The 22,057-nt window shown below is 72.8% G+C and carries 16 protein-coding genes; 6 read left to right on the top strand and 10 right to left on the bottom strand.

The window, feature by feature from the left end; translation table 11 throughout:
• Positions 1-3: 3 nt before the first annotated feature.
• Complete coding sequence (gene asnB, locus IGA62_RS22615; protein WP_145818954.1) at positions 4-1,866, bottom strand: asparagine synthase (glutamine-hydrolyzing); 1,863 nt, start codon at positions 1,864-1,866, stop codon at positions 4-6.
• Positions 1,867-2,147: 281 nt separating this feature from the next.
• Between asnB and IGA62_RS22620 the strand changes: the two genes are divergently transcribed.
• Both IGA62_RS22620 and IGA62_RS22625 read left to right on the top strand, forming a co-directional pair.
• Positions 2,148-2,615, top strand: a complete 468-nt coding sequence (locus IGA62_RS22620) for a DUF1772 domain-containing protein (protein WP_145818953.1) — start codon at positions 2,148-2,150, stop codon at positions 2,613-2,615.
• A complete protein-coding gene (locus IGA62_RS22625; RefSeq protein ID WP_145818952.1) occupies positions 2,612-4,108 on the top strand; it encodes an MFS transporter in 1,497 nt (498 codons plus the stop codon). The genes IGA62_RS22620 and IGA62_RS22625 overlap by 4 nt, the downstream gene beginning before the upstream one ends.
• Before the next feature lie 817 nt (positions 4,109-4,925).
• On the opposite strand, the gene IGA62_RS22630 is transcribed toward IGA62_RS22625, so the two are convergent.
• Both IGA62_RS22630 and IGA62_RS22635 read right to left on the bottom strand, forming a co-directional pair.
• Entirely contained in the window at positions 4,926-5,861 is a 936-nt protein-coding gene (locus IGA62_RS22630) for a DUF6410 domain-containing protein (protein WP_145818951.1), read from the bottom strand.
• Positions 5,862-5,909: 48 nt separating this feature from the next.
• On the bottom strand, positions 5,910-6,377 hold the full coding sequence (locus tag IGA62_RS22635) for a DUF1772 domain-containing protein (RefSeq protein ID WP_145818950.1): 468 nt from the start codon (positions 6,375-6,377) through the stop codon (positions 5,910-5,912).
• A gap of 266 nt (positions 6,378-6,643) precedes the next feature.
• Between IGA62_RS22635 and IGA62_RS29690 the strand changes: the two genes are divergently transcribed.
• Both IGA62_RS29690 and IGA62_RS22645 read left to right on the top strand, forming a co-directional pair.
• Positions 6,644-8,530, top strand: coding sequence for an acyltransferase domain-containing protein (locus IGA62_RS29690; RefSeq protein WP_198501097.1), 1,887 nt, complete (start codon positions 6,644-6,646; stop codon positions 8,528-8,530).
• 40 nt (positions 8,531-8,570) lie between these two features.
• A complete protein-coding gene (locus tag IGA62_RS22645) occupies positions 8,571-10,646 on the top strand; it encodes a multicopper oxidase family protein (RefSeq protein WP_145818949.1) in 2,076 nt (691 codons plus the stop codon).
• A gap of 123 nt (positions 10,647-10,769) precedes the next feature.
• Here IGA62_RS22645 and IGA62_RS22650 read toward each other — a convergent pair whose 3' ends face one another.
• The 7 genes from IGA62_RS22650 to IGA62_RS22680 are packed head-to-tail and all read right to left on the bottom strand — an operon-like array spanning position 10,770 to position 19,508.
• Positions 10,770-12,293: an FGGY-family carbohydrate kinase gene (locus tag IGA62_RS22650; protein ID WP_145818948.1), complete on the bottom strand. Its 1,524-nt coding sequence runs from the start codon at positions 12,291-12,293 to the stop codon at positions 10,770-10,772.
• Entirely contained in the window at positions 12,290-13,951 is a 1,662-nt protein-coding gene (locus tag IGA62_RS22655) for a glycerol-3-phosphate dehydrogenase/oxidase (protein ID WP_145818947.1), read from the bottom strand. The genes IGA62_RS22650 and IGA62_RS22655 overlap by 4 nt, the downstream gene beginning before the upstream one ends.
• Positions 13,952-14,010: 59 nt before the next feature.
• The gene (gene lsrF / locus IGA62_RS22660) at positions 14,011-14,895 is read right to left on the bottom strand and encodes a 3-hydroxy-5-phosphonooxypentane-2,4-dione thiolase (RefSeq protein WP_145818946.1); all 885 of its coding nucleotides are present in this window, start codon (positions 14,893-14,895) and stop codon (positions 14,011-14,013) included.
• The gene (locus IGA62_RS22665) at positions 14,888-15,901 is read right to left on the bottom strand and encodes an ABC transporter permease (RefSeq protein ID WP_145818945.1); all 1,014 of its coding nucleotides are present in this window, start codon (positions 15,899-15,901) and stop codon (positions 14,888-14,890) included. The genes lsrF and IGA62_RS22665 overlap by 8 nt, the downstream gene beginning before the upstream one ends.
• Positions 15,898-16,857 carry an ABC transporter permease gene (locus IGA62_RS22670; protein WP_145818944.1) on the bottom strand — a complete coding sequence of 320 codons (960 nt, stop codon included), beginning with the start codon at positions 16,855-16,857 and terminating at the stop codon, positions 15,898-15,900. Before IGA62_RS22670 ends, IGA62_RS22665 begins: the two co-directional genes overlap by 4 nt.
• Positions 16,854-18,383 (bottom strand): sugar ABC transporter ATP-binding protein, encoded by a 1,530-nt coding sequence (locus IGA62_RS22675; protein WP_198501098.1) that lies wholly within the window; start codon positions 18,381-18,383, stop codon positions 16,854-16,856. The genes IGA62_RS22670 and IGA62_RS22675 overlap by 4 nt, the downstream gene beginning before the upstream one ends.
• 21 nt (positions 18,384-18,404) lie before the next feature.
• Positions 18,405-19,508, bottom strand: a complete 1,104-nt coding sequence (locus IGA62_RS22680) for an ABC transporter substrate-binding protein (RefSeq protein ID WP_145818943.1) — start codon at positions 19,506-19,508, stop codon at positions 18,405-18,407.
• A gap of 308 nt (positions 19,509-19,816) precedes the next feature.
• On the opposite strand from IGA62_RS22680, the gene IGA62_RS22685 reads away from it, so the two are divergent.
• Positions 19,817-20,560, top strand: a complete 744-nt coding sequence (locus IGA62_RS22685) for a GntR family transcriptional regulator (RefSeq protein WP_186499936.1) — start codon at positions 19,817-19,819, stop codon at positions 20,558-20,560.
• Positions 20,561-20,719: 159 nt separating this feature from the next.
• Entirely contained in the window at positions 20,720-21,949 is a 1,230-nt protein-coding gene (locus IGA62_RS22690) for a helix-turn-helix domain-containing protein (RefSeq protein WP_145818942.1), read from the top strand.
• Positions 21,950-22,057 lie beyond the last annotated feature (108 nt).

Here is a 22,057-nt window from a genome sequence, read left to right on the forward strand (position 1 = left end):
CGGTCAGAGGTCGACCCGCACCCGGTACTGGTCGAGCCACATGTTGAGCTGGAAGAGCATCTCCACGTGGGTACGGGCCACCCACGCGCGCGGGCCGGAGACCAGGCTGTCGGGCTCGGCGGCGAACGCCTTCGCGGCGGTCACGTCGACCAGCCCGGCGATGGGGGCGTCGCGGTCCTCGGTCAGCGTCAGGAGCTGGTCGCAGAGCGCCTTGGCGTACGCGGAGTCCTGGGTCACCGGGTACGGCGACTTCTTCCGGTCCACGATGGACGGCGGCAGGACGTCCTTCACCGCGGCGCGCAGCAGGCTCTTCTCCCGGCCGTCGAAGCTCTTCTGCGCCCACGGGGCGGAGTAGACGTACTGCACCAGGCGGTGGTCGCAGTACGGCAGCCGCAGCGCCAGCCCGACCGAACCGGCGATCGACTCCGAGTGCGGGATCAGCGTCTCCAGCCAGTTGGTGACGTTGAGGTACCACATCTCGCGCATGCGCTTCTCCTGGCCGGTCTCACCCGGCAGCAGCGGCACCCGGTCCATCGCCTCCCGGTACCGGCCGCTGGTGTAGCCGCGCATGTCGAGCCGCTCCAGCAGGCCCGCCTCGATCAGGTCGGTGCCCATGCCGTGCTTGCCGCCGCCCCAGTGGGCCATCGCGATCCACGGGAAGGTCTGCGCCTCGATCAGCGGCGGCATCGACATCCACATGGTGCCGCCGAAGACACCGTCGGCGGCGTCGCCGAGCAGGGCCAGCGGGGTGTGCTCCTGCACCGCGCGGCAGAGCACGTAGAGCGAGGTGTTCATGTTGCCCAGCGGGCTCGGCACGTCCTTGGCCCGCAGCGCGTTCGCCGCGACGATCGGGTCGAGCAGGTCGGCGGTGTCCAGCACGATGTCGGTGTGCTCGGCGCCGATCCCGTCGACCAGTTCCTTCACGTACGGCGCGTCCGAGGAGCCCCAGACCTCGTCCGGGGTGAACTCCTCCACCGAGCCGAACGACACGGTGAAGGTGTGCAGCGGCCCCTCGCCGCGCTCCTTGAGCGCCCGGGCGGCCAGCGCGGTCACCCCGGAGGAGTCCAGGCCGCCGGAGAGCATCATGCCCAGCGGCACGTCCGCGGTGAGCTGCCCGCCGACCGACTGCTCCAGCAGCTCCCGGACGGTGGCCACCGTGGTGTCCAGGTCGTCGGTGTGCGGCTGCGCCTCCAACGCCCAGTACCGCTCCTCCCGGTGCCCGGAGCGGGTGACCCGGACGACGTGCCCGGCACGCACCTGGTACATGCCCTTGAACACGCCGTGGCCGGGGGTGCCGGCGTAGGAGAGGATCTCGCGCAGGCCGTCGGCGTCGACCACGGCCTCGGCCTGCGGGTGGTCCAGGATCGCCTTCCGCTCGGAGGCGAACAGCACGCCGCGCGGGGTGGGGTAGTAGAACATCGGCTTGTTGCCGAGCCGGTCCCGGACCAGCAGCAGCTCCTCGCGGCGGACGTCCCACACCGCGAAGGCGTAGCCACCCTCCAGCTTCTCGGCCAGCCCGGCCCCCCACTGGAGGTACGCGTACGCCACCACCTCGGCGTCGCCCCGGCTGCGGAACCGGTGTCCGTGCGACTCCAGCTCGGCGCGGAGCGCGGGTGCGTTGTAGACGTCACCGTCGAGCGCGACCACGGCGAGCACCTGCCCGTCCGCCTCGACGACGTACGGCTGCCGGCCGCCGTCCAGCTCGACCAGCGCGAGCCTGCGGTGTCCGATGGCGGCACGCGGCGACGTCCAGATCCCCTCCGCGTCCGGTCCCCGGTTGGCCATCGTGGCGCTCATGGCACGGACGGTCGCCTGCGCGCGGGACAGGTCCCGCTCGTAGTCAACCCAGCCAGCGATACCCGACATGGCTCGTCTCCTCACATTCGCGGTCGTTAGGCGTGCAGCGCGGCCCCGGACCGGGGCGATGCGTCACGCCGCCCGGTCGCCTGCTCGCGGTCGATGCTCAGCGGCCCGTCTCGGGTCTGCCTCGGGGCTCGGTCGAAGGTCACGCACGTCGGTGTCGTCGCCCCGCCCCCGACCGGCCGGGACGCAGGCGGCGTCGAGCTTTCCTCCACGTCGGCTTGAGGCGGGGCCGTGAGCATCGCTGGCGGAGTTCGTTGCCGGACGCGACGGAAGATGGCGAGCCGATGAGAGAGACAATTGCCCAGGCGCTGGCGGTGGTCGCCGTCGGCGGCAGCGGGATCGTGGCGGGGGTGTTCTTCGCCGTGGCGGTGAGCGTGCTGCCGACCCTCTACACCATGCCCGCGGGCAGCTACATCACCCTGCACCGCAAACTCGGCCAGGGATACCACCCGTCGATGCCGTTGATCGTCAACTCGACGATGTTCGCCGACATCGCACTGATCTTCCTGGTCGAGGAGTCGGCGACCCGATGGCTGTTCATCCTGGCCTCGGTGCTGGCGCTGGGCGTGCAGGGGGTGTCCCACCTCGGCAACGTCCCGATCAACAAGCGGGTGCTGCGGGTGGACCCGGACGCCGTACCCGACGACTGGGACGACCCCCGACCGCAGTGGCGGCGCCTGCACCAGCTCCGTACCGCGCTGGCCCTGGCGGCCCTGACGGTGACCGCGGCGGGCGTGGTGGTGCTGCCGTGACCGCGACCACGCCCGGCCCCGCACCCGACGTGGTGACCCCGCTCCCGGCCGCCGACGCCGCCCCGCCCGGCGCTCCGACGCCCGCGCGGCGGCTCGGCCCCGCGCTGACCGTGGTGCTCCTGGCGACCTTCATGACCAGCTTCGACACCACCGGCGTGAACATCGCCGTGCCGTCCATCCAGGACGGGCTGGGCGCGAGCTACGCCTCGATGCAGTGGGTCCTCGCCGGCTACACCCTGCCGTTCGCCCTGCTGCTGGTCACCGGGGGTCGGATCGGGGACGCCTTCGGCCGTCGGCGGGCGTTCCTGGTCGGCCTCGCCGGTTTCACCGTCGCCTCGGTGCTCGCCGGGGTCGCCGGGGACGTCGGCTGGCTCGTCGCCGCCCGGGTGGTGCAGGGTGTCGCCGCCGCGATCATGGGTCCGCAGGTCCTCGCGGTCTTCCAGGTCCTGGTGCCGCCCGCCCGCCGGGCCCCGCTGCTCGCCGTCTACGGCCTGGTCATCGGCCTGGCCACGGTCTCCGGGCCGATGCTCGGCGGCGTCCTGATGGGCGCCGACCTGTTCGGTTGGGGCTGGCGCACCATCTTCCTGATCAACCTGCCGATCGGCCTGGCGGCCTTCCTCGGCGGGCTCGTCTGGCTGCCCGAGTCCCGCGACGAGCGGGGACGCGGCTTCGACCTCGGCGGTGTCTTCCTGGCCGCCGCCGCGCTGCTGCTCCTGCTGCACCCCCTCATGTACGGCCGGGAACTCGGCTGGCCGTGGTGGTCCTGGGTGTGCCTGGCCGCCGCCGGCCCGGCGTTCGTGCTGCTCGTCCGGTTCGAGCGGCGCAAGGAACGGGCCGGGGAGTCGCCGCTGGTGGCGCTGCACCTGTTCGGACAGCGGACGTTCACCGCCGGGGTGCTCGCCAACGTCATCGTCGCGGCGCTGATGTCCGGCTTCTTCCTGACCTTCGTGGTGTTCCTCCAGAACGGTCTGGGCTTCACCGCCGAACGCACCGGCTGGACGGTCGCTCCCTGGGCGGTCGGCACCGCGCTCGCCTCGATGGTGGCGATCCCGCTGGCCCGTACCGCCGGGCGGACCGCCCTGGTCGTCGGCGCGATCCTGATGACGCTCGGCATGGCCGGGCTGAACGCGATCGTGGTCGTCTCCGGGGACCGGCTCACCTCGCTGCCGATCGTGGTCAGCCTCTGCGTCGTCGGCGTCGGCATGGGCCTGGTCAGCGCCCCGATCCTCAACGTCACCCTGGCCGGCATCCCGCACGTCGACGCCGGTTCCGCCGCGGGCATCTTCTCCACCGGCAAGCAGACCGGCGGGGTGTTCGGGGTGGCGGTGACCGGTGCGGTCTTCTTCGGCCTCCTCGCCGACCAGGACACCGCGAGCCGGGCCCGCTTCGTCGACGCGATGAGCTGGACCCTCGGCGTGCAGGTGGTGCTCTGCCTCCTGGTCGTGGCGCTGGTCTTCGTCCTGCCCCGCAAGGTCGACGCCGCCGGCCGCTGAGCCGCGGTCCCCGCCGGTGGACGTGCTCGCGCCGCAGGTGCGACAGGCGGTGTGACCGGGCGGGCCGGATCACGACGATTCGGCCCGCCCGGCGCCAGCAGCACATCCCCTCCCCGCCGCCGTCCGGACCGTCAGTCACGGTGGCGCTCGCCGCGCAGCCCACCCGCAGCTGCCCCAGGGGGCACGCGCCCGGGTTGACGCGGCTGTTTCCGGCCGTCGCCGTTCTCGCGGCGCACCGCCGCTCCCGGGGGCCCACCCCCGGCTCTCGGTTGACCTCTCCGACGGCGGTACAGCCGGTTCTCGAACGCGGCCGGCACGTGCACCGGCAGAGACGTACGACACCAGTGGTCACTCTGTGTGTCGACGGAGAGGGCGGTGGTCGGTTGTCGCGGAGAGTGACCTGCTGTCGGGCGTGCCCTCCCTTCGGTTGCTCCCTTTGCTCTGCACCCTCATCCGCGACACCCCTATCGAGCAGGGAAGACGTCGTGTCGACCTGCGCCGGGTGCGGGAGCGTTCGGTCACCGTGGGTGCATGGTGCGTGGAGGGGTGCAGAGCAAAGGATGCGCGGATGGTCTGGGCGGATCAGACCGATATCGCTGCGAGTAATCATCGGCCACTGTCGACAACGAGAGTCGCGCGACGACAGGATCCCGTCCTCGACTTGTCGGCGAGGGCGAGGGCGAGCGCGAGCGCGGTGAAGGGCGAGGGCGAGGGCGAGCGCGGTGAAGGGCGAGGGCGAGGGGAGCGCGGTGAAGGGCGAACAGACGATCGGCCGGGCACCCGGAAAGGGTGCCCGGCCGATCGGCGACGGGTGGGGTCAGTGCGACGGGGCGACCACCTCGCGGCGGCCGGCGCCGGACGCCTTGCGGAACGGCAGCCGGACGAGGGTGACCAGGCCGACGATCAGGCCGACGAACATGATGATGCCCCAGAGCGAGTCGGGCACCTGCCGGTTGCCGAGCATCGGGATCAGCAGCAGCAGCGCCACCGCGGCGAGCCCCGGCCACCGCTGGCCGAGCGGGACCGTCCGGTAGCGGTCCCGGCCGCGCGCCGCGTGGGCGGCGAACCAGCCGGCCGGGACGAGCAGTAGCAGCGCCCAGTAGCCGGGGAGCCGGATCGACTCGCCGATCAGGTCCTTCGCCGGCGGGACGCTGAGCAGCAGGCCCACCCACCAGTACTCGATGAGGACGAACACGGTCAGCGCGAGCGAGGTGGCCCACATGACGCCGCGCGTCTGCTCCCGGCGGAACGCCTGCTCGACGATGTCGACCGCGTTGAACGGGCTGTAGAGGACCGTCCGGCGCCCGAGCAGCAGCATCGGCAGGGCGGCGACCTCCAGGCCGCCGTACCGCGCCACACCGCAGAGCAGCACGCCGATCGTGGTGTAGACGGCCAGCGCCTGGTGCAGCGGGTCCGAGCCGATGCCCATCGGGTAGAGCATCATCGGCAGCTGGAGCAGCGCCGACGGGATCCACGGGCTGACGCCCCGGAACCGGTCGATGCGCCCGAAGAACCAGATGACCGCGGTGTAGACCGCCGCCACCACGGCGAACCAGACCACCATCATGGCCAGTTCGCCACCGTCCAGGGCCTTGTCGACGCGGTACCAGAGGCTGGCGACCGCGATCAGCCCGAAGATGATGCGGAACCAGCCGGCCACCGGGCCGACGTCGCGGCCGATGACGAAGCGGCGGTCCGCAGGTGTGTCGGAGTGGTCCACCGCCCGGTCGGCGGTGCCCGTGTCATGGCTCATCGCGTGTGTACCTTCCATCGAGGGGGTTCGTAACAGCGGGGGCAGACGCTAGAGCAGCGGGCCGACGGCGATCGCGCTGAGCGCCAGGGCGACGACGACGAACACCGTCCGGAGCGAGTTCCACCTGCCCCAGCGGACCCGGGGGTTGATCTCCTCGAAATTCTCCGGCAACCGGTCCGGGTCGAGGGTCTTGAGCCACCGGTTGATCGGGACGTTCTTCGTCAGCGAGATGACCATCGCGCCGAACAGCAGGACGGCGGCCACCCCGAAGGCGATCCGCGACACCGGTTCGTCCACCACGACGGCGAGCAGCAGGTCGACGACCAACGACGTGATCATGCAGATCGGCATGAACGGGTCGAAGCGGGTCACCAGGAACTGGTGGATCGGCACGTACTGGTCGGTCGGCAACCTGAGCAGCAGCGGCACCCCGCCGAGCACAGTGATCATCAGCCCGCCGGCCGCCATCCCGGTACCCGTCAGGGTGATCGGGACCAGGAGCTGGGTCCAGGTCATCTTGTTCTCGCTTCCAACCCGAGGGTGGCTCGACCGCAGGAGGTCGATCTGGCTTCGGGACATCCTCGGACCGCCGTCTCGACGCCAACTCCGAAATCGCTGGAGAAACGGCGGGCGGCTTCCTTCCAGGTGCCTTCGAACCGTTTTCGAGACCCGGCCGCCAGTGTCTGTGGCGGACCTGAACGACATCGGCGCGACCCGCTCGGACAGTCCTCGATGGGGTCGCCGGCGGTGGTCGGGCCCGGAGCGGGAGAGAGGTGACCGCGATGGCAGCGACTGACGCCGCGATCGTGTGGTGGGCGGTCGGACCGTCGGGGCAGGAGGACCGGGGGGCCACCGGCCGTGCGGCAACCGTCGCGGCGGTGCTCGACCGGCTCGGCCCGACCGTACGGCGGGGTCGGCGGACCTCGCTCGTGCTGACCGGTACGACCACCCCGGCCGGGTACGAGGGCGGGGTCAGGTCGGTCTGCGTACCGCCGGGGGCGGCCGGGTCGACGGTGGTCGTACCCCGCCTCTGCGCGGCGCTGCACCACGCGGCGACCCTGCTGGGCCGGGCCGAGGCCGACCTCACCCTGGTCGCGGCCGAGTTGGACGACGAGCCGGGACGGTGGCTGGTGGTGGCGCTGCGTCGCCTCGCCGAGTCCTGGTCCCCCGACGAGCCGCCGCTGGCGGTCGTCCGGACCACCGACGACCTCACCGAGGCCGACCGTACCCGCTCCGGCGTGCTCCGCCCCGGCGACCTGCGCCGCATGCTGGCCGACGGCTTCCGCCGCCCGAACCCGGTCGCCGACCACCGGGCCCCCACCCCGGTCGGGGTGCCGGACACCTCCCGGCGGGGACACTCGGTGCTCCTGCTGCCGCCGCCCGCGCCGCTACCCCCGGCCGGGGACCCGCTGGTGATCCGCTGGTCGGCCGTCGACGAGGCGGCCGAGGACCGGCGACGCCGGGCGATGGGGCGGCTCGCCCGCTTCGAGGGCGACCTGTTCGGTGACGACCGGCGGCGGGTCGAGACGCTGGCCCGGCAGGCCCCGCGCCGGGCCACCCCCGAGGGCATCCGCGGCGCGGTCGTGGCGGCCGACGCCACCGAGGCGGCCGGGGCCCTGGAGCGGCACCGGCCCACGGTGCCGAAGCAGCGCCCGGTCGCGCTGCTCTTCCCCGGCCAGGGCGCGCAGTACCCGCGCATGGGTGCCGGCCTCTACGGCCACGACCCGGTCTTCACCACCGCGATGGACACGTTCTTCACCCTCTGGGGCGAGGGCGGGGAGCAGTTGCGCGAGGAGTGGCTCTCCGACGACCCGAGCGTTCCCTTCGACGACGGCTCCCGTGCCCAACCGCTGCTCTTCGGCGTGGGCTACGCGCTCGGCGCGATGGTCCGCTCCTGGGGGGTCCGCCCGGTCGCCCTGCTCGGCCACAGCGCCGGGGAGATGGTCGCCGCCACCCTGGCCGGGGCGTTCAGCCTGCCCGCCGCCGTCCGGCTGATGCGGGCCCGGGTCACCGAGGTGCTGCGTACCCCGCCCGGCGGCATGCTCGCCGTGGCGGCCACCGCCGACGAACTCCAGCCCTACCTGACGCTGGACCCGACCGGGCAGGTCGCCGTCGCCGCCGTCAACGCCCCCCGGCAGACCATGCTGGCCGGCCCGGACGAGGCGCTGGCCGTGGTCCAGGACAAGCTGCGCGAGCAGGGGTACATCTGCCGGCTGGCCAAGGCGCGACAGGCGTTCCACAGCCCGGCCGTGCTGGATGCGTCGCTGGCCACCCGGCCCGCGGTCGAGGCGGCCCGACCCGGCCCGCCGGTCGACACGGTCTACTCCGCGTACGTCGGACGGAAGCTGGACGCCGCCACCGCCGACGACCCGATGTTCTGGACCACCCAGATCGCCGACCCGGTGCTCTTCTGGCCGGCGCTCGACGCGCTGCTCGCCACCGGTGACCTGCTGCTCGTGGAGGCCGGTGCCGGTCAGGGGCTGACCAACGTGGCCCGCCAGCACCGCGCGGTGCGGTCGAAGGCCAGTGACGTGGTGGCGCTGCTGCCGGCCTCGCCCGGTGCGCCGGTCGCCGACCGCCGGAGCGTCCTCGCCGCCGCCGCGCGGATCTGGGCCGAGGGCCACGAACTCCGGTGGGAGGCGGTGGACGGCACGACCGCCCGCCCCTGACCGTCCACCCCCGACCGATGCCTGACCACGGAGGTTGCCCGTGTTGTTCGAAAGTTATCTCAACTACGACATCGAGGCCGCGCTCTTCCTCACCCTGCTGTGGGGCACGAGCGCGGTCCTGGTGGCGCGTAGGCCACACCACCGCTCCGACCGGCGGGGCCGCCGCCGGGCCACCTTCATGCTGGTGCTGGTCGCCCTCGGCTGGCTCCTCGTCGCCGGCCGCCTGGTCACCACCGCGCTGATGGGCAGCTTCGGCTACCTCTTCGTGGCCGACCGGGTCGCCGTGGCGCTGCCCCTCGTGGTCCTGCCCGCCCTGGCCGTGCTGGTGCTGGCGGTGCCCCGCTGGCGTGCCCACCGGCGGAACCCGTCGGCCGAGACCCGGTTGGCGACCTTCGCCCCGCAGGCGGTCGTGCCGTTCCAGGCGACCGCGCTGGGCGCGCTGACCGGTTTCGTCACCGCGATCATGGTCACCATGGGGCCGCCGCAGCTCGTCCCGATCCTCACCGTCTACGTCTCCTTCCTGACCGTCCTGGTCGGGCTCTGGCTCTGGCAGCAGTACCGGTACCGGGTCGCCGCGAACGGGGGCCCGGTCCGCCGCTCCCGCCCGGTCCGGGCGCTGCGCGCGGTCGCCGTCGTCGCGGTGGTCGGCCTGGTCCTGGTCGGTGGCCTGAGCTGGGCCGCCAACGAGACCGTCCTGCCGGGACGGATGAACATGACCGACCACGCGCACGGCGGCGTCTCCGCGGCCGGCGCGCACGGCCACTCGACCGGCCGTACGGTCAGCGTGGCCGACCTGACCGGGCCGCGCAGCGAGACCCCGGACCGTCGGTTCACCCTGGTCGCCGAGGCGACGAAGCTGCGGCTGGCCTCCGGCCGGGAGGTCGACGCGTGGCTGTTCAACGGGCAGAGCCCCGGCCCGGAGCTGCGGGTCAAGCGCGGTGAGCTGATCGAGGTGACGGTGCACAACAAGGTGCCGGACACCAACGTGTCGGTGCACTGGCACGGTGTCGACGTGCCCAACGCCGAGGACGGCGTCGCCGGGGTCACCCAGGACGCCATCAAGCCCGGCGGCACGCACGTCTACCGGTTCCGCCCGGACGAGGTCGGCACCCACTGGTACCACTCCCACCAGCAGTCCTCGGTCCAGGTCAAGAAGGGCCTGTTCGGGCCGCTGATCATCGAACCGGAGCAGTCGGACCTCGCCCCGGGCACCCAGGACCTCATCGTCTCCACGCACACCTGGTACTCCGGCGAGCTGCCCCTGGAGCCGCCCGCGATCGGCACCGTCGACCAGCTCGACCGGCGCCGGATGGCTCCGGGCACCCCGGTCCGGCTCCGGCTGATCAACACCGACGGCGCCACCCACCGCTACTCGCTGACCGGTACGCCGTTCAGGGTGGTCGCGATCGACGGCAACCCGGTCAACCAGCCGACCGACGTCGCCGGCGAGCAGGTCGTCATCGGCGGCGGCGGCCGGTACGACCTGGAGTTCACCATGCCCGCGCAGCCGGTACGCCTCACCGAGCTGCGGCGCTTCGGCTCCGAACTGCGGGTCGTCGACGGCGGTCTGCTGCTCAGCGCCGACGGCACCGGTGACGTGCAGCCGGACAAGCCGACGGAGGCGTTCGACCCGACCACGTACGGCTCGCCGATGCCCACCCCGTTCGGCCGGGACAGCACATTCACCAAGACGCACTCGCTGGTCTTCGACAACGAGCTGTGGTTCTACGACGGCAGGTTCACCGTCGTCTGGGCCAGCAACGGCATGGCCTTCCCGAAGGCCCCGTCGCTCACCGTCCGCGAGGGCGACCTGGTGAAGGTCCGCTTCGCCAACCGCAGCCACTTCGACCACCCGATGCACCTGCACGGCCACCACGTGCTGGTGCTCAGCCGCAACGGCAAGCCGGCCACCGGCAGCCCGCTCTGGCTGGACACGGTCAACGTCGAGGTGGGGGAGATCTGGGAGGTCGCCTTCAAGGCCGACAACCCGGGCCTGTGGATGGACCACTGCCACAACCTCGACCACGCCGCGGCGGGGATGATGTCGCACGTGGTCTACGAGGGCGTGACCACCCCGTACGAGGTCGGCCACGACACCCCGAACGAGCTGGAGTAGCCCCGGCCAGCACCTGCCCGCACCGACCGCGGCCCCCGGCCCTTCCGCCGGGGGCCGCGTCGGTCGATGCTCCCGACCCCGGCCGAACGCTCCCTGGGCCCGCCGGATGTCACCCGGCCCCGGTCAGGCGCTTCTGCCCGGGTGGCGCTCGACCTCCGACCACACCGCGGACATGCGGGCGAGACAGCGGTCGAACACCTGGGCGTGCTCCCGGTAGGCGGCGCGGTCGGGCCCCGGGCGCACGCAGAGGTCGTCCTCGTCGTTGACGGTCCACGGCGGCACGTCGTGGCCGAGGGCACCGGGCAGCAGCGAGGCGACGCCCCGGGCGCCGAGTTCGCTGGTGAGCTGCCGCCGGACCGGGCGGCCGAGCACGTCGGCGAAGATCTGCGCCCACACCGTCGACCGCGCGCCCCCGCCGGCCAGCCGCCAGGGCCGGTCACCGACGTCCGCGCCGCTGGCCAGCACCCGGTCGATCTGCACCCGGTGGTACTGCGCGACGCCTTCGATGACCGCGCGGGTCAGGTGCCCCCGGCGGTGGTTGCTGGAGATGCCGAGGAACGTGCCGGACGCCGACGGATGCTCCGGTGAGCCGTTGACGAAGGGCAGGAACAGCAGACCGTCGGCGCCGGGCGGCACGGTGGCAGCCTCCTGGAGCAGTTCCGCCGCGGCGACGCCGCCGGTCTGCTGGTGGGGCACCCCGGCGCCGGCGAGCCACTCGAGGTTGGCGGCCGACGTGGGGGCCACCTCCATGGCCAGCATGGTGGCCGGATCGGGCATGAACGCGCTGAGCGTGACCTCCGGGGCGGGAGTGCGTGCGGGCACCACCACCCCGTTGATCGCCCACGTGCCGACGATGATCGTGCCGTCCCCGGGTGCCCGTCCCCCGGCGCCGAGGGTGGCGGCCACGCAGTCCATGCACCCGGCGATGACCGGCAGGCCCTCGGGCAGCCCCGTGCGGGCCGCGGTCGCCGCGCTCAGTCCGGCGACCACCTCGTCGGACCTGAGCAGCGGCGGGAACCGGTCCAGGTCGGCGGCGGGCAGGCCGACCAGTTCGAGCGCCGTCGGCGTGTACGCGCGAGTGTCGAGCCCGACCATGCCGAACGCGCTGGCATCGCTGTAGTCCGCGCTGGCCACGCCGGTGAGCTGCGCGGTGACCCAGTCCTTGCAGGACAGCACCCACCGGGTGGCGGCGTAGGCCGCCGGTTCGGCGTCCCGCAGCCAGCGCAGCAGGACGGCGGGCTGGGCGGCCCACGGGATCGAGCCGGTCTCCCGGGCCAGCCGGCGGGCTCCCTCCGGCGGGATCGCCTGGACGATGTGCTGCGCCCGGCTGTCCGACGAGGCGATGGCCGGCCCGATCGGCCGCAGGGACCCGTCGACCGGGTAGATGCCGTTGCCGTGTGCGGCCACGCCGATGCCCGCCGGGGCGTACCCTTCGGCGGCCAGCTGGCCGCCGACCTCCGCCAGCAGCGACAGCACCGTGTCCGCGAGGGCGGTCATGTCGACGTCGTGGCGGTGGGCGGTGACGCTGGTGCGTGGCGTGCGGGCGTGCACGACGGCCAGCTCGGTGCCGACGACGTCGAAGGCGGCCACCTTGGTGGCGGTGAGGCCGACGTCGACCCCGAGGTAGCAGGTGTGCGGGATCGTCACGACGCCCTCCTCTCGCTCGTTCCGGTCGCCGGGACGAGGTCCAGCCCGCGCGGGCGGAAACGCCGCAGCTCCGCCCGGTAGGCGGCCACCTCGGCGTCGGCCCGCCCGGTGTCCCAGCCGAGCTGCCGTACGGCGACGTCCGCGCAGGTCACGGCCGTTGACACCGCCATGTCCGGGCCGAGACCGACCAGCGTACGGCGCAGCAGCACGTCGGCCAAGGTCACGGCCCGTTCCTCGCGGAAGGCCAGGACCACCTCGGCGGCGACCGCCCCGGTGCGCTCGTCGACGACCTCGGCCAGTGCCGGGTCGGCCACGACGAGTTCGAGTACCCGGCGCGCCCTTACGCCGTAGATGTCCAGCAGTCGGGCGGACTGCGCCGGAGTGAACGGAGTGGCCGAACGCGCGAAGTCCGCGCGGAAGGCGTACCAGTCCGGCGTGTCGGCCCCGGGCAGCGGCCGGGTACGGGTGGTGCACCGTCGTCGCGGCCGACCGAGCACCTTCAGCGCCTCGTCGGTGGCGTCCTCGGCGAGGGCGCGGTGGGTGGTCAGCTTGCCGCCGATGATCGTGAGCAGCCCCTCGTACGCGGGCGCGTGGTTGAGCACGGTGTGCCCACGACTGATCTTGGCGTTGTCCGCCACCCCGGCCGTGTAGGGCAGCGGGCGGATGCCGGCGACGCTGTACAGCACGTCGGCCGGGGTGAGACCGGCCTGGGGGAACAACCGGTTGGCCTCGGTGAGCAGGTAGTCGATCTCGGCGTCGCTGGCGACGACCTCGTCCAGGTCCCCCTCGTACGTGAGGTCGGTGCTGCCGAGGACGTAGCGGCCCTCCCACGGGAAGATGAAGATCGGTCGCTGGTCCGCGGCGGCCTCGAAGAAGACGCAGGTGTCCGGGGCACCCGGGAACGGGTCGATGACGATGTGGCTGCCCTTGGTGCCGCCGTTGAGCCGCCGGCTCGCCACCTGGCTGTCGAGGATCCGGTCGATCCACGGCCCGGCGGCGTTGACGGTGACGCGGCCCCGGATCTCCCCCGCTCGCCCCGACTGGTTGTCCCGCGTCCGGACGCCGTGGACGCGCCCGTCCGTGACGAGAAGACCGGTCACCGTGGTGTAGGTCAGCACCCGCGCGCCCAGCCGCTCGGCGTCGATCAGCAACTCGACGCAGAGGCGCTCGGCCCACGGCACCTGGGCGTCGTTGAAGAGCACCCCGCCGCGCAGCCCCTTGCGGGAGAGGTGGGGCCAGCGTCGGGCGACGGCCTGCGCGGAGAGGCCCCGGCTGCGTCCGCGCCCCCGGCCGGCGGCCAGGACGTCGAACGCGGCCAGGCCGAGCCGGACCAGGGCCCGGGGCCGGCTGTCTCCGGCGTAGAACGGAATGAGCATGGGGTAGTCGTGGACCAGGTGCGGCGCGGTGCGGAACAGCAGGTGGCGTTCCCGGATCGATTCGTGCACCAGGGTGAAGTCGTAGCGCTCGAGGTACTTCAGGCCGCCGTGGATGAGCCGGCTGGAGGTGGCGGTGGTGCCGGCGCCGACGTCCCCCCGGTCGACCACGACGACGCTCAGGCCCCGGTCGGCGGCGTCTCGGGCGATGGCGAGGCCGTTGATGCCGGCACCGATGATCACGAGGTCGACGATGTCCTCGGCGCCGGTCTGTGGTTGTGACATGAGGAGCTCCCGGAGATGCGGGGTGCGGGCCGGTGGGAGACCCGCACCCCTGGCGGTGGTCAGGACGCGGAGGAGGCCGACCGCTCCCGGAAGAGCTCGTAGGCGTCCGCGGGCTTGGCGTCGTCGTGCACCACGGCGCGGACCGCGGCCAGCATCGCGGCCGGGTACTCGCTCTGGAAGATGTTGCGGCCCATGTCGACGCCCGCGGCGCCCTCCTGCATCGCGCGGTACGCCATGGTCAGCGCGTCGAGTTCGGGCAGCTTCTTGCCGCCGGCCACGATGATCGGGACCGGGCAGCTGGCGGTCACCGTCTCGAAGCCCTGGTCGACGTAGTACGTCTTGACGATGTGCGCGCCCATCTCGGCGCTGATCCGGGTGGCGAGCCGGAAGTAGCGCGCGTCGCGGACCATGTCCTTGCCCACGGCGGTCACGCCCAGCACCGCGATCCCGTGTCGCTGCCCGCTGTCCACCAGGGCGGCGAGGTTCGCCACCGACCGGGACTCGTGCTCGCCGCCGACGAACACCTGGATCGCCAGCGCTGCGGCGTTGAGCCGGACCGCGTCCTCGATGTCCAGGGCGATGTGCTCGTCCGACAGTTCCCGCAGGACGCTGGGCCCGCCGCTGGCCCGCAGCACGATCCCGGCGCTGCTCTGCGACGGGATGCTGGTGCGCAGCGCGCCCCGGGTCATCATGATCGCGTCGGCGCTCGGCACGAGCGGAGCGATGGTGGCGTCGAGCCGCTCCAGGCCGGCCATCGGCCCGAGGAAGTAGCCGTGGTCGAAGGCCAGCATCACCGTACGGCCGTTGTCGGGTCGGAAGATCCGGGACAGCCGGTTCTGGAGGCCCCAGTCCTGGGCGTGGGCTCCCTTGACGTGGAAGCCGGTGGCCGTCGGGGCGGTCCCGCCGTAGTCGCGGGCGTCGAGCAGACCGTCGGTGTCAGCCATTGGTGTTCTCTCCTGTGCTAGTTCCAGCGGTGGTCGCGGCCGCGGGGCGCAGCCGTCGACGGGGTCGGGTCGTCCCGCCGGCGAGGGTTCCGCCGCCGGCGAGGAAGAGGACGAACAGCACCAGGCCGCCCTTGAGGAGGTTCTGCGCGGCGGTGCTCCAGCCCACGAGGTTGACGAGACCGTCGAGCAGGATGAAGAAGAGCGCGCTGCCCCAGATGCCGACCGGCACGGCCCGGCCCCCCGAGATGAGCGTGCCGCCGATGACGACGACGGCGACCGAGTCGAGCAGGTAGCGGGTGCCCAGGTCGGGTGACGGCGCGATGTAGGCGGCGAGCAGCGCGCCCGCCAGCCCGGCGAGGGCGCCGCTGGCCAGGTAGGTGGTGGCGATCGTCCGGGCGATGGGGATGCCGGCGCGCTCCGCGGCCTGCCGGCTCTGGCCGACCGCGAGCAGCGAGCGACCGTACGTGGTGCGGCGGAGGAGGGTCACGACGAGCGCGGTCAGCGCGGCCACCGCGACGGCGAGCACGGGTACGCCGGCCGGACGCAGGTTGAGTAGCCTGCGCAGCCCCTCGTCGGGCACCGCGGTGAAGCCGTCGGCCAGCGACAGCGTCAGCGACGAGGCGATCAGCCCGGCGGCCAGGGTGGCGATGATCGGCGGGACGGACAGCCCGAGGATCGCCACCACGCTGATCACCGCGACGGCCAGCCCGGTCCCGATGCCGGCCAGGATGCCGACGGGCACCGATCCGGTCGACGCGGTGACCTGGACCGCGACGAAGCCGGCGAGGGAGATGATCGGCGCCACCGACACGTCGATGTTGCCCGGCCCGGCGGTGATCACCAGCATCTGGCCCAGGCCGACGATGACCAGGTAGGGGGCCAGGGACAGCGCGAGCGAGACGGTCTGCCCGCTGCCCTGGTCGGAGATGGCCAGGATGGTGACCCAGACCAGCGCGGCGGCGACGAATCCCCAGATCCAGGGGCGGGCGAGCGTACGGAGGGTCATCGGAGCACCTTTCCGACCACGACGCGGCCGGCGAGCACGGCCAGCACGATCGCGCCCTGTACGGCTGACTGCATGTTCGACGGCACGTCGAGCAGGCTGAGGACGACACTGACCAGGCCGAGGGTGATGCCGCCGATGGCGACGCCCCACGGCACGGCGGTTCCACCGGCGAAGGATCCGCCGCCGAGGATCACCGCGGCGACCGTGATCAGGGTGTAGCTGGTGGCGGACGAGACGTCGCCGCCGCCGGTCTGCGACGCGAGGGCGAGCCCGGAGAGCACGCCGAGTGCCCCGGCCACGGCGTACGCGACGACCCGCGCGGCCAGCGGTCGTAGCCCGGCTCGTTGCAACGCGACCGGGTTGCTGCCCAGCGCGCGGGCCCGGACCCCGACGGAGCTGCGGGCGGACAGCAGCCAGACCACCGCGGTGACGACGAGGATCGGCAGCAGCGGGGCGGGGAAGCCGCCCGGCTGCCAGGAGCCGAAGGCCGCCAGCCACTGCGGGGTGCTGCCGCCCGGCGTGGGCAGGACGAACATCCCCAGTCCCAACCAGACGAACGAGGCCCCGAGGGTGGCGATCAGCGACGGCACCCGGCGCAGGTGGATCAGCGCGCCGAGGACCGCGTAGGCCGCCACGAGGCCGAGCAGCATCAGCGCGCCGGTGCCGGGGGAGGAGACCAGTTTCGTGGCGGTGACGACGGTGACCAGGCCGATGAAGTTGCCGATGCCGAGGTCGATGTCGCCCACCGCCATGAGCACCATCTGGGCCTGGGCCGCGATCACCAGGGGCACTGCGGCCGAGAGGACCAGGGTGAGACCGGGGACGGTCAGCACGTCGGACTGTAGCGACGCGCAGACCGCGATCATGGCCACCATCGCGACCGTGCTGACCATGGCGGGTCCGGTGCGGCGCAGCAGGGCCCGCGACGGCATCGCCGTCGCGACGAGATTCGTCATCGCGGTGCTCCCATGGGCTCGGACTCGGCGAAGGAGACGGCGATGATCCGTTCCTCGGAGATCTCCGCGCCGGTCAGCTCGGCGACGACCCGGCCGGCGCGCAGCACGTAGACCCGGTCGCAGTGCGCCATCTCGGCGTTCTCGCTCGAGTACCAGACCACGCTGCGCCCGTCCGCCGCCTCCTGCCGGATGAGCGTGTAGAGGTCGGTCTTCGTGTGCACGTCGACCCCGCGGAACGGGTCGTCGAGCAGGATCAGGTCGGCCGTGGAGGCGAACGCCCGAGCCACGATGACCTTCTGCTGGTTACCGCCGCTGAGCTCGGTCATGCCCGCGTCGGCGCCACCGCGGATGGCCAACCGGTCCACCCAGTCGCGGATCGCGGCCTCCTCCGCGCCGGTGCGGCGTACGCCGAACCGGGCCAGGCCGCGCATGGCGGTGACGACCAGGTTCTCCGCCACGGACCACAGCGGCAGGACGCCCGCGCGCTGCCGGTCACCGGGCACGTACGCGCGGGTGCCCTGCACCGTGGTGTCCCGCCGGACGGGGCGCCACAGCCGTTCGAGCACCTGCTGCTGGCCCTGACCGGCGAGCCCGGCCAGCCCGACGACCTCGCCCCGGCCGATCGTGATCGACACGTCGTGCAGGCCGTGACCGGTGGCGCCACGTAGTTCGGCGACGACCGGCCGGTCGCCGGCCACCCGGGCGGGCGCGGTGGTGGGCTCCGCCACCTCCGCGCCCATCAGGGCGAGCACGTCGTGTTCGCCGAGACCGGCCGCGGGGCGCTCCGCGACGACCGCGCCGTCGCGCATCACCGCGACCCGGTCGGCCACGGAGAGCACCTCACGGATCCGGTGCGAGATGAGCAGGACGGCCGTGCCCTGGGCGGCGAGCCGCCGGACGTACGTGTAGAGCGAACGCGCGGCGTCCGGGCCGAGCGACTCGGTCGGCTCGTCCAGGATCAGCAGCTCGAGCCGGTCGACGAGGCTCGCCCGGGCGATCTCCACCATCTGCCGCTGGGCCAGCGACAGGTCCTCGATCCGGTCCCGGGGCGCCACCCCGTGCCCGGGGAACATCTCGTCCAGCCGGCGGGCGGCGGCGATGCCGGCCGCCCGCCGCCACCGCAGGCGGGGCAGGCAGTGCCGGGAGGAGACCCAGATGTTCTCCGCGACGGTGAGGTCCGGGCAGAGCGACGTTTCCTGGTACGCCATCCGGACGGCACGGAACGGTCCGGTGCCCGGCGCGACGCCGCGCGTCTCCTGGCCGCCCACGACGACCGTGCCCTCGTCGCACGCCTCCAGGCCGGCGAGGATGCGCATCAGCGTGCTCTTGCCCGCGCCGTTGTGACCGACGAGGCCGAGCACCTCACCGGCGCGGACGTCGAGGTCCACCCCGGTGAGGGCCCGGGTGCGCCCGTACGTCCTGGTCACCCGCCGGGCGGTGACGACCGGTGGTGCCGCGGACGGCTTCCGGCCGTCCTGTGGCGGGGCCGCGTGCGACCCCACCGGCAGGTTGTCGACGTGCATCATGCGCTCCTCTGTCGCTGTCGGTCAGCCGGCGGTCGTCGGGATCGGCGGCTGCACCGGGGCGCCACCGCTCTTCGCGGCCTCGACCTGCTTGCGGAAGAGCTCCTGGGTCCACGGCCAGGCGGCGTACTCGTCGGGCTTCAGGACGCCGGCCCACGCGGCGACGTCCTTCTGCTCCACCAGCACGATCGGGAAGGTGATCTCCTTGGGGATGTCCTTGCCGTCGAGCAGGTCGATCGCCTCCCACAGGGCGGCCACCGACTGGCCCGGGTCGGACATGACCGCGACCGAGCCGTTGTCGAGCTTGCTCTCCTGCCAGTACTTCAGCGCGCGACCGTTGGTCTCGAAGGTGACCGCCGGGACCGGCTTGCCCGCGCTGGTGAAGGCCTGGGCGACGCCGTAGCCGTCACCGCAGCCGATGACCCCGTCGACCTTCGGCACGCTCGACAGCACACCGAGCACGGCCTTCTGCGCCTTGGCGCCGTCGCACATGCCGTTGACGGTCGCGGCGACCTTGACGCCCGGGTTCCTGCCCAGGATGTCCTGCGTGGTCTGGTACATCTCCGCCTCGGGCTGGGAGCCGACCACGCCCCGGCTGACGATCACCGTGCCCTTGCCGCCGATGCCCTTCACCAGCGGCTCGGCCGCCGCCGTCGCCCAGTCCTTGAAGCTGTTGAGCAGCACGTGGGCGCAGGGGGCGTCGATCGCCGAGTCGAAGACCACGACCTTGATGCCGGCGTCGCAGGCCTGCTGGATGACCGGCTTGAGCGCGGTCGGCGAGGCCGGGTCGATCAGCAGGGCGTCGGGCTTCTGCAGCAGCAGGCTCTTGATCTGGGCGACCTGCTCGGTGGCCGAGTTCTCGCCGGGGGCGTTGACGACCTTGAACTTGCCGATCAGCCCGTCGCTCTGCGCCTTGGTGGCGGCGGCCTCGAACTTGGCGATCATGGTCTGCCGCCAGCCGTTGCCGATGAAGCCGTTGCTCAGCGCGATGAACGGCTTGTCGCCACTTCCGGCGCTGCCGCCGCCGCTCGTGCCGGAACCACAGCCGGTCGCGGTGACCGCGACGGCCGCGACCAGCGCGGCGGCAACGGCGGTGCGCCGCCGTGGGGACGAGGGGTGAGTACGCATGGTGGGGGCCTCCAGAGAGAGCGAAAACCCGTCGGGGCGGGGGTGGACGTGCTCCGTCAGCTGACCGCAGCTGGGCTGCGATGAGGTGCAGTCATTACAGACCTGTAGTGACAGGCTCGCTAGAGGATGATGACAAACGTGTTTCATGTCACAGTGATTCGGGTTACGCTCTCGTGACGATTCGGCGCTTGGGCTGGCATTCCGGGCCGTCGACTTCCCTGGCGGCGTGTGTCACCGGCTGCACGACCTGTCATGACAGGGCCGCGCAGTCATGGCATGCTGTAGCCGGTCGATGGGGAAGGAAGTCCATGACGATGACGTACCGGCGGCTCATCCGGGACGGGAGCGAGCCGCTCTGGATGCAGCTGATGCGGGAGCTGCGCGGCCAGATCGAGGCCGGTGAGATAGCCCCCGACCAGCCGCTGCCGTCGGAGGCGGAACTGACCGACCTCTATGGCGTCTCCCGTACCGTCGTCCGCGAGGCGCTGCGTGAGCTCGTCCAGCAACGGATGATCTACAAGGTCAAGGGGCGGGGCGCCTTCGTCGCTCCCCGCAAGACCGAGCTGCGCTTCGTCGGCTCCGTGTCCGGCTCCGCCGACGACCTGCGGGAGTCGGGACGCCGGGTCACCACCCACACGGTCAGCCAGAGCCTCAGCCCGGCGGACCAGCGCGAGGCGGACCTGCTCCAGGTTCCGGTCGGCGAGCCGGTCGTGCGGATGCGCCGGCTCCGGGGCGTCGACGGCCAGCCCTGGCTGCTCGTCGACACCGCGCTGCCGGCCCGGCTGGTGCCCGGCCTCGACCGCGCCGTCCTGGAGAACCAGTCGCTCTACGACGTGCTGCGCCGCCGGTACGGGCTCGAACCCGTCGGGGCCGACCGGTGGATCGAAGCCGTCTTCCCCGAACCCGAGGACGCCGCCCTGCTCGAGGTCACCACCTCGACGCCCCTGCTCGGCATCGAGTCCGTGGCCTGGCTGCGGGACGGCACCCGGTTCGAGGCCTACTACGCGTTGCACCGGAGCGACCAGACCCGTTTCTTCGTGGGTATCCGCTGACCACGGCGTTCCACGCGGCACGGCGGCGCGGGACGCGACTTCCGCGTCGAGGGACGACTCGGGCGTCACCGGGGCGGCCTTCGCTCGGTGTACCGTCCAAAGTGGCGACCCGGGTGCGGCCGGCGGGCCGCCGCTCGGCCCGCTACCTGGGGAGCGATCGTGGAACCGACCATCGGAGAGAACCTCGCGGCGATCCGCCAGCAGTCGACCCTGACGCAGGAGCAACTCGCCGAACGTGCCGGCGTGGACGTCGGGGTCATCCGCAAGTTGGAGCAGGGCGCGCGCAAGAGTGCCCGACTGCCCACCCTCCACGCGCTCGCCCGCGCTCTGAATGTGCCCACCAGCGCGCTGATCGGCGACACCTCCCACGCGGCGGCCCGGGCCGAACCGGACCACCGACCGCTCTCCCTCGCGGAGATCCGCCGCGCGGTCGTGCCCGTCCGGGGTATCACCGGAACGGCACTCACCCCGCCGGCCGGTGACCCGCCGAAGCCCGAGGTGCTGCGTGCGCGGCTGCACGCCGTCGACCGCGCCTACCACGCCAACGACTACGCCCGCGCGCTGGCCGACATGCCGGCGTTGCTGCTCGACGTGCGGGCCGCCGCCGGCCTGGCGGACGAGATCGACCGGGCCAGCGCGTACACCCTGCTCGCCCGGACCCAGCACCTCACCGGGAACCTCCTGATCCAGCTTCGGGCCAGCGACCTGGCGATGACCGCGTTGTCCGGCGCGCTGGACGCCGCCCGTCAGGCCGGCAACCAGGTGGTGGCGACCACGGTCATCAAGGGCATGTGCTGGGTGCTCATCCGGCAGGGCCGGTTCGTCGAGGCGGCCGAGCTGGCGGTCGCCACCGCCGACCAGGTCGAGCCCAGGTTCAGCCGCGCCGTACCCGACGAGTTGGCCGCGTGGGGGTGGCTGCTCACGGTCGCTGCTGCCGCGCGTGCCCGGAACAACGAGCCCGACGCGGCGGTCGAGTTGACCACCGCTGCGGCGGCCGCGGCGGTCCGGATCGGGCAGTGGGCCCCCGAGCCGGGGCACCTGATGATGGTCGGCGGGTTCGACACCGCGCGGGTGCAGATGCAGCGCGCGGAGAACGCGGCGGTGGCCGGCGACCCCGGCCGGGTGCTGGAGCTGGCGAAGCAGGTCCCGCCGGGGCCGACGACGGTGGCGTCCAGTTGGCAGCGGCACCGGCTGGACGTGGCGTGGGCCCACGCCGAGCAGCGCCGGTACGCCGACGCGATTGAGGTGCTGCTCGACCTGCGGGCCACCGCGTCGACCTGGCTACGGCAACAGCGGTACGCCCGGGACATCGTCCAGTCCATCTCGGCGCAACGGCGGCGGGCGATGTCACAGGAACTGGCCGACCTGGCCGCACTCGTCGGCGCGTAGGTGGTACCCGCTGCACCACCTTTCTCCCCGGCGGTCGGTCGTGCCCCGGATCGCATCTGTCCCACCCGGACGAACTCCGTGACCATCTGATCACAGGGCGTGATCTAC

Origin of the sequence: Micromonospora sagamiensis, assembly GCF_014680085.1 — a bacterium.
Classification (GTDB): Bacteria; Actinomycetota; Actinomycetes; order Mycobacteriales; family Micromonosporaceae; genus Micromonospora; species Micromonospora inyonensis.

What these genes read in the sequence shown, in the direction of transcription:
- asnB (WP_145818954.1), bottom strand. Translation starts at nt 1,866, where the DNA reads ATGTCGGGTATCGCTGGCTGGGTTGACTACGAGCGGGACCTGTCCCGC.
- IGA62_RS22620 (WP_145818953.1), top strand. Translation starts at nt 2,148, where the DNA reads ATGAGAGAGACAATTGCCCAGGCGCTGGCGGTGGTCGCCGTCGGCGGC.
- IGA62_RS22630 (WP_145818951.1), bottom strand. Translation starts at nt 5,861, where the DNA reads ATGAGCCATGACACGGGCACCGCCGACCGGGCGGTGGACCACTCCGAC.
- IGA62_RS22635 (WP_145818950.1), bottom strand. Translation starts at nt 6,377, where the DNA reads ATGACCTGGACCCAGCTCCTGGTCCCGATCACCCTGACGGGTACCGGG.
- IGA62_RS29690 (WP_198501097.1), top strand. Translation starts at nt 6,644, where the DNA reads ATGGCAGCGACTGACGCCGCGATCGTGTGGTGGGCGGTCGGACCGTCG.
- IGA62_RS22655 (WP_145818947.1), bottom strand. Translation starts at nt 13,951, where the DNA reads ATGTCACAACCACAGACCGGCGCCGAGGACATCGTCGACCTCGTGATC.
- lsrF (WP_145818946.1), bottom strand. Translation starts at nt 14,895, where the DNA reads ATGGCTGACACCGACGGTCTGCTCGACGCCCGCGACTACGGCGGGACC.
- IGA62_RS22665 (WP_145818945.1), bottom strand. Translation starts at nt 15,901, where the DNA reads ATGACCCTCCGTACGCTCGCCCGCCCCTGGATCTGGGGATTCGTCGCC.
- IGA62_RS22670 (WP_145818944.1), bottom strand. Translation starts at nt 16,857, where the DNA reads ATGACGAATCTCGTCGCGACGGCGATGCCGTCGCGGGCCCTGCTGCGC.
- IGA62_RS22675 (WP_198501098.1), bottom strand. Translation starts at nt 18,383, where the DNA reads ATGATGCACGTCGACAACCTGCCGGTGGGGTCGCACGCGGCCCCGCCA.
- IGA62_RS22680 (WP_145818943.1), bottom strand. Translation starts at nt 19,508, where the DNA reads ATGCGTACTCACCCCTCGTCCCCACGGCGGCGCACCGCCGTTGCCGCC.
- IGA62_RS22685 (WP_186499936.1), top strand. Translation starts at nt 19,817, where the DNA reads ATGACGATGACGTACCGGCGGCTCATCCGGGACGGGAGCGAGCCGCTC.